We start from the raw sequence: 13315 nt of genomic DNA on the forward strand, positions 1-13315 counted from the left end.
AACAAGCGAGGAATACAGCATGATCAAATCAACGATTCGCGTACTGGGCAGTGCCTTGATTCTGTCACTGCCGATGTTGGCAGTTGAAGCAGCCGTCCCGGCAGCAGAAGCGGCCAAACTGGGTAAAGAACTGACACCGGTGGGAGCCAACAAGGCCGCATCCGGCGATATTCCAGCCTGGACAGGAGGGCTGTTACAGCCTCCTGCGGGGTACACCAAAGGCGGCAAACTGGTCGATCCTTTTACCGATGAAAAGCCGCTGTTTGTGATCGACAGCAGTAATTACAAACAGTATGCCGATCACATATCGGATGGCCAGCAAGCCATGTTCGAGAAATATCCGGATAGTTATCGCATGCCGGTGTACCCGACTCACCGGACTGCGGCCTACAGCGACAGCATTTATCAGGAAACCGCCCGTAACGCCACAGCCACCAAGCTGGTGGATGGCGGTAACGGCCTGGAAAATTACGTTCAGGGGACACCATTCCCGATACCGTCCAATGGTCTGGAAGTTATCTGGAACCATATCGTCCGTTATCGTGGTGGCAGTGTTGAACGTACCATTGGTCAGGTGACACCACAGGAAAACGGTGCCTATACACTGGTACGCTTTCAGGAAGAGTTTACCTTCAGGGACAAGCTGACCGACTATAATCCCGACAAGGATGACAACGTCCTGTTCTACTTCAAGCAGGATGTACTGTCACCGGCGCGTTTGGCGGGCAATGTGCTGCTGGTGCATGAGACTCTGGATCAGGTTAAAGAACCCCGTAAAGCGTGGATCTATAACGCCGGATCGCGCAAGGTGCGCCGTGCTCCTGCCATCGCCTACGACAGCCCCGGAACCGCGTCTGACGGCATGCGTACCTCGGACAACTTCGATTTGTACAACGGTGCGCCTGACCGTTATGAGTGGAAGCTGGTGGGTAAACAGGACATGTACATTCCCTATAACAGCTACAAGCTGAAGTCTGGCCAGCTGAAATATGACGATATCGTTCAGCCCGGTCATATCAACCAGGATGTCACCCGTTACGAATTACACCGGGTCTGGAAGGTGGAAGCGACGCTGAAAGACGGTATGCGCCATGTCTATGCCAAGCGGGTGTTCTATATCGATGAGGATTCCTGGCAGGCGGCAGTGATTGATCATTATGACGGTCGTGGCCTGTTATGGCGGGTAGCAGAAGGGCATGGCGTGATGTACTACAACGCCACTGTGCCATGGTACGGACTGGAAGTGTTGTACGACCTGACTTCTGGCCGTTATCTGGCACTGGGACTGGATAATGAGGAAGAGGGTTCGTTTGTATTTGGTGGCGAGCGCTCATCCCGGGACTATTCAACATCGGCCTTGCGTCGTTCTGGTCGCCGTTGATTGTATAGGCCAAAGGTAACCACCGCTTGCAGATGACCCCGTGGTCATTGCTGGCAATACGATCCATAACGTTTGCTTAACAGCGCCGTGTGAGTACTCACACGGCGCTGTTTTTTTTGGCGGAAACCTGAGCGTCAGAGATGAATCACCAAGCTGGCCAGGTATTGATTGGAAGCATCCTTGTTTACAAACTCTCCGCGTACTTGCAGTTGGCTGTTCAGCCGATAACCCACTCCGACGCCGGTCAGAATGCCATCGTCATCGCCGACATCAATACCAACCCGACCAATCAGGGATAACTCCGGATTGATTTCCGGCAGGTCTTTTTCCACAACCGCCGCAATCCACAGGCCGCTGATGCTCTCATCGGTGTTGTCAAAGTCATCGGTCTGGCTGATACCCAGCTCCATGCTGGTGTGAATGCCCCCATCGATTGACCCCATGTCATACCCGACCAATCCCTGCAGGCCTCCAGCATCGGCACTGCTACCGCCGAACGGAGAATCAATGGTGTTATAGGAGAGACTGCCACCGAGATACAGTTTGCTGGTGTCCATGCCATCGGCTTGAACGGCCGTTGCCGCGCAGAACAGCGTGGGCAGCAGGAGAGTGGGTAGCATTAAACGAGTCATAATAATTCCTTAACACGTGTTAGATAACAATAAGTGAGCGTATCACTGCCATAACAGACCCGGCTGGCCCGGCGCTGGTTCAGGCAAACAGTTCAGGCAAACAGTTCAGGCAAACAGTACTAACGGCTCCTGTTGCAGCGCGGCCTGCTGTTCGCGCAAGGTCAGGATGTGTTCAGACCAGAAGCGGTGGCTGTCAAACCAGGGAAAGGCGATAGGGAAGGCCGGGTCATCCCAACGCTGGCACAACCAGGCGGCGTGTTTCATTACGCGTATGGTTCGAAGGCACTCCACCAGTGAAAGTTCCGTATAAGGGAAGGGGCGGAACATCTCGTAGCCGTTACGAATCACATTGAGCTGGGACACCTGTTCGTCACGGGCGCCGCTCAACAACATCCAGATATCCTGCATGGCCGGGCCTTGTAAACAATCATCGAAATCGACCATCCACAGCTGTTCATTACGTAATAACAGATTGCCGGGGTGTAAATCGCCATGTAACCGGATGGTACGGAACGACCTGGAAGACATCTGTTGCTCCAGGCTTGCTACCAGTTGCGGCCAGATGCTTTGGTAAACAGCGTGGTAGTCCAGAGGCATATGACCTGAGGCCAGTACCGTGTCGGCGGCCTGGGCCAGATCCTCAGCTCCCAGAATCAGTGGGCGATGATCAAAGTTCTTCCAGCTGCCTACCTGGTGCAAGCGCGCCAGCCAGCGACCGAGCAACTCCAGGTCGGCATTGGAGGACAGTTCCGGGGCATGACCACCACGACGTGGAAACAAGGCAAACAGAAACGGCTCGCTGTAGAACAGGCTTTCGCCATCGATTTGAATCGGGGCAACCACCGGAATTTCTTCTTCGACCAGATCAAACATGAAGGCGTGTTCTTCCAGAATCGCCGCACGGCTCCAGCGATCGGGGCGATAGAACTTGGCGATCAGTGGTTCGCTGTCTTCGATGCCGACCTGGTATACCCGGTTTTCATAGCTATTCAGCGGGAATACCCGGGCGTCACAGAGATAGCCTACGGACTCAATGGCATCCATCACCCGCTCCGGGGTCAGGTTGGCGTAAGGATGTGTGGTAGACATAATCGGCCCTCGTCTGGATTCAACGGGCGATTATGCCTGACTCTCTGGCAAGCCACATCCATGCAATGCTAACGGCATGGTCATTCCGGGGGGTGGTGTTCGCGCCAGAGCCCAGACGCCAACAATGGCTGCCCCTTGCTGCTTCAGCAAGGTCGCTACCGCATCGGCCGTGGCACCGGTGGTGAGTACATCGTCAATCAGCAGCAGGTGCATGCCGTGCAGGGATTGCTGGCCACTGTCGAACTGTTGCCGGGCTTGCTGCAAGCGGGAAGCGCGGTGCTGGCCTCGTTGTGGGGTACTGCCTCGACGGCGTAGCGCCTGGTGTAATATCGGTTTGTGATGACGGGAAGCCAGTTGTTCACAAATAATCCGGGCAGGGTTAAAGCCGCGCCAGAGACGCTTGCGCCAATCGGATGGTACGTACACCAGCGCATCGACCTGGGTAATTGCTGCGGGTGGATGATGGGCCATCCAGTGACCCAGGCGTAACAGCCACTCATAACGACGGCGGTCTTTGGCCTGGCGTAACCAGTGACTAACCGGTGTTTGGTAAGGTAAAAAAATGTGAGTGTAATCGAAAGCCGGTGGCGTTTGTTGGCAATGCTGGCAGCGGCGTTCGTTGTTATTGAGTAACTCACCACACTGGCTGCACGCCGGATAGGGGGTGCGCAGCACTTCTTCACAGTGGTGACACAAAAAACCACTGATGCTCTTGCTGACCGAGCTCTGGCACCATTCACAACGAAAGTCCGACAGCGGCCCGGCGGCTGATTGACGGGACAGAGACCGCTGTCTGGGTAGCTGGTTTTGCTGCTGTTTTTGTTGCTGCTGCTGTGGGTTGCCTGCCATCGTCTTCCCTGACTCTGATTGGGTATTGATTGAATACTGATTGTTGATAAAACGCAGCCACTATCCTGCTTGGAGGGTGATATCGGGTCAATGGTTGCTAATCCGTATTGTGCCTTCTCGGTGGTGGAATTTGTGTCCTATGCTGGGTTGATAGCCGTTGTTGTATTGGCGTGGGATTTTGCCTGCTGCCAGTGTCGGGATGACAAGTCATTGTTGTGTGTTTTTGCTTGACAGAGCTATAAAGCAAACGTATGTTTCAAACAGTTGTTTTAAAACATCAAGTGATACACCACGGCAACACACGCGCATGACGCGGTCACCGGGCGATCAAGAAACAACGGAACAACGAAATAGCAACAGCGTACTGGTTCATTGATTGATGGCCGGTACGACTACTAATAAACAGAGCGCCATCAGGCGACCCAAACCAGTCAGGCGACGAGGTATCCCTAATGCCAGAATACAAAGCCCCCCTGCGTGAAATTAAATTCGTTATGGACGAGCTGCTGGATATGCCGTCCCATTACGCCAATATTCCTGCTTACGCCGACGTGGCGACTCCGGACATGGTGGATGCCATCCTTGCTGAAGGCGCTCGTTTTTGTGAACAAGAGCTGGCACCGCTGAACCGTGTCGGTGATATCGAAGGCTGTCAGCGTCACGAAGATGGCACCGTCACCACACCGACCGGCTTTAAAGAAGCCTACGCCAAGTTTGTTGAAGGCGGTTGGCCGTCTCTGGCCCATGACGAAGAATTTGGTGGTCAGGGTTTGCCTGAATCACTGGGGATTGTGATTTCCGAGCTGGTTGGTTCATCCAACTGGTCTTGGGGGATGTACCCCGGTTTGTCTCACGGTGCCATGAACACCATTGAACAACACGGTACCGATGCCCAGAAAGCCACCTATCTGACCCGTCTGGTCTCTGGTGAGTGGACCGGCACCATGTGCCTGACTGAGCCGCATTGTGGTTCTGACCTGGGGATTCTGAAAGCCAAGGCAGAGCCAAACCCGGATGGCAGCTATGCTATTACCGGCACCAAGATCTTTATTTCTGCCGGTGATCACGATATGGCAGACAATATTATCCATATCGTGCTGGCCCGTTTGCCTGGTGCTCCGGCTGGTACCAAGGGTATCTCGCTGTTTATTGTGCCCAAGGTACTGCCGAATGAAGACGGCACGCTGGGAGATAAAAACGCTGTTGAATGTGGCTCGCTGGAACACAAAATGGGCATTCACGGCAACTCTACCTGTGTCATGAACTTTGATGGTGCCCAAGGTTGGTTGATTGGGCCGGAGAACAAAGGCCTGAACTGCATGTTCACCTTTATGAACACCGCCCGTATCGGTACTGCCTTGCAAGGTTCTTCTGCGATGGAAGCGTCTTATCAAGGTGCTCTGGCGTATGCCAAAGAACGGTTGGCGATGCGTTCACTGACCGGGGCAAAAGCGCCGGAAAAAGCCGCCGATCCGATTATTGTGCACCCGGATGTCCGTCGTATGTTGTTGACGCAGAAAGCCCTCAACGAAGCGAGCCGGGCACTGGTGTATTTTGCCTCGCAGCAAAACGACATTGTCAAAAAAGCCGAGACCGAAGCCGAACGTAAAAGTGCTGAAGAGCTGCTCAGTTTCCTGACGCCGATTGCCAAGGCCTTCCTGACCGAAGCCGGTTGTGAAGCAACCAACCTAGGTATGCAGGTGTATGGTGGCCATGGGTATATTGCGGAATGGGGAATGGAGCAGTTGGTGCGGGATACCCGGATTGCGACTATCTATGAAGGAACCACGGGTATTCAGGCGCTGGATTTGCTCGGCCGTAAAGTATTGATGACGCAAGGGGCGAGCCTGCGCACCTTCACCAAGATCGTGCACAAGTTCTGCAAGGCGGAGTCGGGTAATAAAGCCTTGTCCAAACTGATCAAGCCCTTGATGGAAGTGAACAAGGAGTGGGGCGACCTGACCATGAAAGTGGGGATGGGGGCGATGAAAAATCGCGATGAAGTAGGTGCCGCTGCTGTCGACTATCTGATGTACTCCGGTTATATCGTGCTGGGTTACTTCTGGGCGCGTATGGCCAAGGTAGCTCAGGACAAGCTGGCTGCAGGTACCAGTGAAGAGGCCTTCTACAAGGCCAAACTGACCACGGCAAACTTTTACTTCCGCCGCATCCTGCCCCGTACCCGGATGCATGCTGCCACCATGACAGCAGGAGCCGCCAGTCTGATGGATATGGCCGAAGAGGATTTCTCTTTCCTGTAAGTCGGTCGCGATTGCGCTGATGGATACCAGCCACTCTTCGGAGTGGCTTTTTTATGCCTGGATTATGTGTCTGGGTTGTTCGGCTGGATTGTACGGCTGGATTGTACCGTGTGGATATGAAACCGGCTTGCATGGCGCTTGGCCAGTGCTGGATGTTGGGTAGCCACAAAAAAGCCGCTGGTATCAGCGGCTTTCAGAGCTATTAACAGGGTTTTAATGGAGACTACTCTAACGACAAGGTTCAGGTTGCCTGAGCAACAATCGAGGCCGTGCGACGATTACGATTAACCCGTTTTTCATGAATCTTGCGGATTTTACGCTGGGCCTTTTCAAACGCATCCCTGACAGCAACATACATATCTTCGTGGTCAGAGTTGTCGTGATTGTCATGGGTGATCGCGACAGTTTCTCCAGGCAAGCCAACCTCCAGCGACACATGAGCCAACTTGCCTTTATAGCTGTGGTTATGTGGCATGGCGACAACCGCACGAATCCCGGTGATGTCGTCAAAGGTGGAGATAAGTTTGGTGGCTTTCTCTCGGATAGATGCTTCTATACCGTCTGAATGTTCGATGTCACGAAAACTGATTGCCAGACCTTTCATAAACGCTCCTTGGTTAAAATAAGCATGAGGCTACGCCGGGAAATCCGGCGGACAACATCGCGATGGCGCTGTTGTCTTTACGCACGTGCCAAAGGGCAGATCCGTATTGGTATACAGACCGGTTTCTGGATCTTGCCGAGTGCGCCTGGATCGGTATATTTACCTCCCTTCAACGTAACGGTAGTCTTTAAAACCTTTATAAAACAATAAGTTGCCATTAACACTGGCGAACTGGAAAACATCTTTTGCCAGTTCTTGTTGCCGTGTCTCTGTCATTTCCTTATGTCTTCAGACTACATTAACTTGTCACAAGGTCAATCATCTGGATGTAACATTTTTATGTTTTTTTTTGCGGAACTTTTTGCCTTGGATGCAACAGTGAATGGACGCGACGAATTCGCATTGGGCAGGGTTTGAATGCGTGTTAGTCTGAGCGACAGCATCGTGGGCGGAGTGTCATGCAGGTATACAAGGTAAAGGTCGTTTTTTTTGATCTGGACGACTCACTGATTAACAAAGACGCAAACAGTCTCTGGATCAAATGGCGAGTACGCCGTGAGCGCTGGGCTTTGGTCGAGGCGACGCTGGCGCTGGCTTCCTTGTATCGTGCCTATAAAAAGGGTCGGGTAACACACTGGCGCTTGTCCAACTATTACAAGACCCGTGCTCGCGGGATGGCTTTGTCTGTATATCAGCAGCGGGTGGCGCAATTTTTTGCCGAGCGTGGGCACCTGCATATTTATCCGCAAGCGGCTTCGCTGTTATTTGCCTACCAGCGCCAGGGGGTTGAACTGGTTATGATTACTGGCGCTGATGATTATGTTGCCCGTGCTTACGCCGATGCGCTGGGTATCACTCATGTGATCAGTAATCGCCTCAAGGTGGTGAATGATCGTATCGTCGGCTTGCAGCGCCCCTTGTGTTACGGCAGTGGCAAGGTTGGCCTGGCCAGGGCATTTTTGCGTGAGCGTGGCCTGAAATTCAGTGATGCCGCCTTTTATACCGACAGTCATGCAGATTTACCCTTGCTGGAAAAAGTCGCCCAGCCAGTGGTGTTGAATCCGAACGCTCGTTTACGTGATGCAGCGGCCTTGCGCAGTTGGCCTTGTCTGGACTGGCGACCACTCAAAAACTGAAATCAACCATTGTAAGGCTTGCCGGAGGTGGGCCTTCTGGTATGATCTATGCTCGATTAAATCACGACTAGGGAGCCCGTGGTGTTCTACCCTCTGGATCGTCCTCAGCAACAGGGCCAGCTACTCGCCCGTCGATGGTGATAAACGCCTGATTTCCTGCATCACACAAAAGGATGCATCCGTTATTGCGTTTACTCACACTCAGGTTCCTATTATGACTCCGCAAGAATTTGAAACTCTGGTTGCCCAGGGCTACAACCGTATCCCTGTGTCGCGCCAGGTGTTGGCCGACATTGATACCCCTCTCAGTACCTACCTCAAATTGGCCGACCGGCCTTATTCCTACCTGTTCGAATCGGTACAGGGTGGGGAGAAATGGGGGCGTTATTCAATGATCGGATTACCCGCCCGCCATGTTATCAAGGTAACGGGCCATCGGATTATCCGGCAAGAAAACGGTGACACGGTCAGCGAGCTGGAAGTGCGTGACCCGCTGCAATACATCAGCGAGTTACAGCAAAGCTACAAGGTCCCGGACTTGCCCGGCTTGCCGCGTTTTCAGGGTGGGCTGGTCGGCTACTTTGGTTACGATACCGTGCGCTATATCGAACCCCGGCTGGAAAAAGGTTGCCCCGCTGATGAGCTGAATACCCCGGATATCCTGCTGATGGTGTCCGAAGAAGTGGTGGTGTTCGACAACCTCAGTGGCACCTTGCATCTGATCGTGCTGGCCGATCCGCAACAGCCCAACGCGCTGGCGGTGGCTGAACAGCGTATCGAGCAACTGCGCGAACAGTTGCGTCAGCCCTATCAGGGGGAAATAGGCCAGCCGTTGGCGCAGCCGCGCGAGGTCGAGGAAAAAGATTTTCGTTCAATGTTTGGTGCCGATGAATTCCGTGCGGCAGTCGCTTCGATCAAGGATTACATCTTCGCTGGCGATATCATGCAGTGCGTGATATCCCAGCGGATGCAGATTCCGTTTGCCGGTGATCCGGTCAATATCTACCGCGCCCTGCGGACGCTGAACCCGTCACCCTATATGTATTGCATGCATCTGGGTGACTTTCATGTGGTCGGTTCTTCACCAGAGATTCTGGCCCGGCTGGAAGATGGTGAAGTCACGGTGCGGCCGATTGCCGGTACACGCAAGCGTGGTCACAACGCCGCTGAAGATCTGGCGCTGGAGCAGGAATTACTGGCCGATCCGAAAGAAATCGCCGAACACCTGATGTTGATCGATCTGGGGCGTAATGACGTTGGCCGGGTTGCCCAGACGGGCAAGGTAGAGCTGACCGACCGGATGGTGGTGGAGCACTACAGTCATGTGATGCATATCGTTTCCAATGTCACCGGGCAAGTGAAAGAAGGCACCACGGCCATGGATGTACTGAGAGCCGTACATCCGGCCGGTACTTTAAGTGGTGCGCCCAAAATCCGGGCAATGGAAATCATTGATGAGATGGAAAGCACCAAGCGTGGTGTGTATGGCGGTGCGGTCGGTTATCTGAGCTGGAATGGCAATATGGATACGGCGATTGCCATTCGTACCGCGGTCATCAAGGACGGCATGCTGAATATTCAGGCGGGAGCCGGGATCGTGGCCGACTCGGTGCCGGAAATGGAATGGCAGGAAACCCTGAACAAGGGTCGCGCCATGTTCCGTGCCGTTGCTCTGGCTGAAGCCGGGCTGGATCAATAACGACCTGCAGACAGGTCGCTACCTACCGAATGAATGACAGGGGCCTGATGCCGGGCGCCGTTGGAGTACAGCATGCTGGTAATGATAGATAACTACGATTCTTTTACGTACAACATTGTGCAATATTTCGCCGAGTTGGGCGCAGAAGTACGGGTGTTTCGTAACGACGAGGTGACGTTGGAGCAAATAGAGGCTCTGGCTCCTGATCACCTGGTTATTTCCCCGGGGCCTTGCACGCCGAATGAAGCCGGAATGTCGATGGCCGCTATCCGGCACTTTGCCGGCAAGGTGCCAATTTTGGGAATTTGTTTGGGCCATCAATCGATTGGGCAGGTATTTGGCGGCACCATCGTACGAGCCGGACAGGTCATGCATGGTAAATTATCGGCCATTCATCATGGCGATGTCGGTGTATTCAAGGGCCTGACCAATCCCTATCAGGCGACCCGTTATCATTCTTTGGTGATTGATAAAAACACCTTGCCGGATTGCCTTGAAGTGACGGCCTGGACCCAGAATGACGATGGCAGCCAGGAAGAAATCATGGGGATTCGACATCGCGAGCTGGCGATTGAAGGGGTTCAGTTCCATCCTGAATCCATTCTGACTGAGCACGGCCATGACTTGCTCAACAATTTTTTGCACATGCGGCTGAACTGACCAGGAGACTGATATGGAAATGCGTGCTGCCCTCGCTCGGGTTGTCGAACGTAATGACCTGACGACGGACGAGATGACCGACGTTATGGGACAGATAATGGCCGGACAGTGTGACGATGCCCAGGTCGGTGCGTTTCTGGTTGCCTTGAGAATGAAAGGCGAAAGCATCGATGAAATCGTCGGAGCCGTCCGGGTTATGCGAGAGCTGGCCCATGGCGTCACCATTCATCCGTTACACGCGGTGGATATCGTCGGGACCGGTGGTGATGGATCGAACCTGTTTAATGTCTCGACGGCTTCATCCTTTGTGGTAGCGGCGGCCGGCGGCAAAGTGGCCAAGCACGGTAATCGCGGAGTGTCATCAAAATCCGGCAGCGCCGATTTACTGGAAGCTGCAGGGGTCAAGCTGACGCTGGATGCCACTCAGGTGGCCCGTTGCATAGAGGAGCTGGGCGTGGGCTTTATGTTTGCGCCTCAACATCACAGTGCCATGAAACATGCGATTGGTGTACGCAAGTCGCTGGGTATGAGGACAATTTTTAATATTCTCGGGCCAATGACCAATCCGGCCAGTGTCCCGAACCAGTTGATCGGTGTGTACAGCAAAGAGCTGGTACGGCCGCTGGCAGAAGTGATGCAGCGGTTGGGCGCGGGCCATGTCATGGTGGTACATTCAGACGATGGGTTGGATGAGATCAGTCTGGCGGCTCCAACCTTTGCGTGTGAACTGTATATGGGTGAGTTGCGGGAACGTATCATCCGTCCGGAAGAACTTGAGATTGAACCTCGCAGCCTGAGTGGTCTGACGGTCGATGGCGCCGAGGAAAGCCTGGCACTGATTCAGGATGCACTGGGCAAGCGTAAAACCGAAGCCGGTCAAAAAGCCGCCGATATGCTGGCGCTGAATGCCGGTGCTGCGATTTATGTTGCCGGTCTGGCGTTGAACCTGAAAGATGGTGTCAGCATGGCGCAAGACGCGATTTATTCGGGTCTGGCACTGGAAAAAATGAAAGAGCTGGTCAGCTTTTCAGTCTGTCTGGCCGAAGATGGTGCGGCCTGACGGCGGCGAAACCAAAGGCGAATAACGCAGTGAATAACGAAACACCAACCGTACTCCGAAAAATTCTCGCTACCAAGGTGGTGGAAGTCAGACAACGGCAGCGTGAGCTGCCGGTCGTCGAGCTGAAAGCGCAGGCACAGGACCAGGACCCGGAACAGTTGCGAGGCTTCTGTCAGGCCATGCGTACCCGTATTGATGCGGGTGATCCCGCGGTGATTGCTGAAATCAAAAAGGCATCACCCTCCAAGGGCGTGATACGAGAAGATTTTGTGCCGGGTGCGATTGCCGAATCTTACGAGCAAGGCGGTGCAGCGTGTTTGTCGGTGCTGACAGATCATGAGTATTTCCAGGGCCATGAAGATTTTTTGCAGCAGGCGCGTCAAGCCTGCTCGCTGCCGGTGATCCGCAAGGATTTCCTGGTCGACCCCTATCAGATTTATGAAGCCCGCATGCTGAATGCCGATTGTGTTCTGCTGATCGTCTCGGCGCTGTCGAGAATGCAGCTACAGGATCTGGAAGGCCTGGCTCATGAACTGGGAATGGATGTGCTGGTAGAAGTGCATGACCACGATGAGCTGGAATCAGCCTTGACGTTGACCACGCCGTTGCTGGGAATCAATAACCGCAACCTGCATACGTTTGAAGTAACGCTGGAAACCACTTATGGATTATTGGCGTCGATACCCGATAACCGCTTGCTGGTGACGGAAAGCGGGATTCTGCAGCGTGCCGATGTGGATGCCATGCGTCAGCGTAACGTGCACGGTTTTCTGGTTGGCGAAGCCTTTATGCGGGCACAAGATCCGGGTGAGGCATTGAGTCAGCTGTTTTTCTGACTAACACCGGTTATCCTGATACGTGTTACAAACAAAAAAGCATTGCCACAGGCAATGCTTTTTTTGGTCGCAGCTTTGGCTGGCGTAGCGCACAGCCTGCTCAATGATTGTATGTACAGCTAGCGGGTGCCGTAGACCACCATGGTTTTGCCTTTGACTGATACCAGGCCACCATCTTCAAGGTCTTTTAATACACGACCAACCATCTCACGGGAACAGCCAACGATGCGGCCAATTTCCTGACGGGTAATCTTGATTTGCATACCATCGGGGTGCGTCATGGCATCTGGCTCCTTGCTGAGTTCCAACAGGGTGCGGGCCACTCGACCGGTTACATCCATAAACACCAGATCACCTGCTTTGCGGGTGGTATGGCCAAGGCGATGTGCCATTTGACGGAACAGGCGGAACAGTAATGACGGGTTCAGTTTGACCAGTTCTTCAAATTTGCTGTAGCTGATTTCGGCCACTTCGCATTCGGTTTTGGATTTTACCCAGGCGGTGCGGGTTTTGTGTTCTTCATCAAACAGGCCCATTTCACCAAAAAAGTCACCCGGATTCAGGTAGGCCATGATCATATCGCGGCCATCTTCGTCTTCAATGATGACGCTGACGGAACCTTTAACCAGATAGTACAAGGTATGACTTTCTTCTCCAGCATAAATCAGAGTGCTGCGCGCCGGATAACGGCGTCGGTGACATTGAGACAAAAAGTCTTCCAGGTAGGGATCCTTTTGGGGCAGTCTTACCAGGCTCATAGTTGGGCTTCCAATCCGGTACTGATGCAATTATTGCTCATGAACAGAATAAGTTAAACAGTATGTCAGTTTGTGACGCGGTGCGTTAGTGCTTTTACCATTACAGAGCGTATGGTTTTCAGTTCCGTGAACCAGATCATTAATATTGGTCATATAGGGTAAATATCGCGTAAGCCGTTGATTTATATGTTAGATCGATTTTTTCAAAAGGCAGAGGATACTACTTTTTGCCGGACTGCTGACGTCTGCAGGAGCAGTTAAATTGTATCTTATTGTTAAAATGACAAAATACGGCAGTAGGGTGACACGTCTGACTGAGACAATTTAACCGGGCGTGCTGGTTATGATAC

At 53.2% G+C, this 13315-nt stretch carries 12 protein-coding genes; 7 read left to right on the forward strand and 5 right to left on the reverse strand.

The window, feature by feature from the left end; translation table 11 throughout:
- The first annotated feature begins 19 nt into the window (after positions 1 to 19).
- Complete coding sequence (locus Q8W32_RS08400) at positions 20 to 1381, forward strand: DUF1329 domain-containing protein (protein WP_305414509.1); 1362 nt, start codon at positions 20 to 22, stop codon at positions 1379 to 1381.
- Positions 1382 to 1515: 134 nt separating this feature from the next.
- On the opposite strand, the gene Q8W32_RS08405 is transcribed toward Q8W32_RS08400, so the two are convergent.
- The 3 genes from Q8W32_RS08405 to Q8W32_RS08415 form a co-directional block, all read right to left on the reverse strand.
- Positions 1516 to 2013: an outer membrane beta-barrel protein gene (locus tag Q8W32_RS08405; RefSeq protein WP_303432164.1), complete on the reverse strand. Its 498-nt coding sequence runs from the start codon at positions 2011 to 2013 to the stop codon at positions 1516 to 1518.
- Between the two features lie 105 nt (positions 2014 to 2118).
- Positions 2119 to 3102: a serine/threonine protein kinase gene (locus tag Q8W32_RS08410; RefSeq protein WP_303432161.1), complete on the reverse strand. Its 984-nt coding sequence runs from the start codon at positions 3100 to 3102 to the stop codon at positions 2119 to 2121.
- Between the two features lie 30 nt (positions 3103 to 3132).
- Complete coding sequence (locus Q8W32_RS08415; protein ID WP_305414511.1) at positions 3133 to 3951, reverse strand: ComF family protein; 819 nt, start codon at positions 3949 to 3951, stop codon at positions 3133 to 3135.
- Between the two features lie 452 nt (positions 3952 to 4403).
- Here Q8W32_RS08415 and Q8W32_RS08420 point away from each other — a divergent pair, with 452 nt between their 5' ends.
- Entirely contained in the window at positions 4404 to 6212 is a 1809-nt protein-coding gene (locus Q8W32_RS08420) for an acyl-CoA dehydrogenase C-terminal domain-containing protein (protein WP_305414512.1), read from the forward strand.
- Between the two features lie 241 nt (positions 6213 to 6453).
- Here Q8W32_RS08420 and Q8W32_RS08425 read toward each other — a convergent pair whose 3' ends face one another.
- Complete coding sequence (locus Q8W32_RS08425) at positions 6454 to 6816, reverse strand: HPF/RaiA family ribosome-associated protein (protein WP_303432156.1); 363 nt, start codon at positions 6814 to 6816, stop codon at positions 6454 to 6456.
- 458 nt (positions 6817 to 7274) lie between these two features.
- Between Q8W32_RS08425 and Q8W32_RS08430 the strand changes: the two genes are divergently transcribed.
- The 5 genes from Q8W32_RS08430 to trpC all read left to right on the forward strand — a co-directional run bounded on the left by Q8W32_RS08430 (position 7275) and on the right by trpC (position 12207).
- On the forward strand, positions 7275 to 7952 hold the full coding sequence (locus Q8W32_RS08430) for an HAD family phosphatase (protein WP_303432155.1): 678 nt from the start codon (positions 7275 to 7277) through the stop codon (positions 7950 to 7952).
- A 214-nt stretch (positions 7953 to 8166) separates the two neighbouring features.
- A complete protein-coding gene (trpE, locus tag Q8W32_RS08435) occupies positions 8167 to 9651 on the forward strand; it encodes an anthranilate synthase component I (RefSeq protein ID WP_303432153.1) in 1485 nt (494 codons plus the stop codon).
- 72 nt (positions 9652 to 9723) lie between these two features.
- Positions 9724 to 10311 (forward strand): aminodeoxychorismate/anthranilate synthase component II, encoded by a 588-nt coding sequence (locus Q8W32_RS08440; protein ID WP_303432152.1) that lies wholly within the window; start codon positions 9724 to 9726, stop codon positions 10309 to 10311.
- Positions 10312 to 10324: 13 nt separating this feature from the next.
- Positions 10325 to 11371, forward strand: a complete 1047-nt coding sequence (trpD, locus tag Q8W32_RS08445; RefSeq protein ID WP_305414514.1) for an anthranilate phosphoribosyltransferase — start codon at positions 10325 to 10327, stop codon at positions 11369 to 11371.
- 29 nt (positions 11372 to 11400) lie between these two features.
- Complete coding sequence (gene trpC, locus Q8W32_RS08450) at positions 11401 to 12207, forward strand: indole-3-glycerol phosphate synthase TrpC (protein WP_303432149.1); 807 nt, start codon at positions 11401 to 11403, stop codon at positions 12205 to 12207.
- A gap of 119 nt (positions 12208 to 12326) precedes the next feature.
- On the opposite strand, the gene crp is transcribed toward trpC, so the two are convergent.
- Positions 12327 to 12965 (reverse strand): cAMP-activated global transcriptional regulator CRP, encoded by a 639-nt coding sequence (gene crp, locus Q8W32_RS08455; RefSeq protein ID WP_303432147.1) that lies wholly within the window; start codon positions 12963 to 12965, stop codon positions 12327 to 12329.
- Positions 12966 to 13315: the final 350 nt, after the last annotated feature.

The organism is Oceanobacter sp. 3_MG-2023 (assembly GCF_030688925.1).
Classification (GTDB): Bacteria; Pseudomonadota; Gammaproteobacteria; order Pseudomonadales; family Oceanobacteraceae; genus Oceanobacter.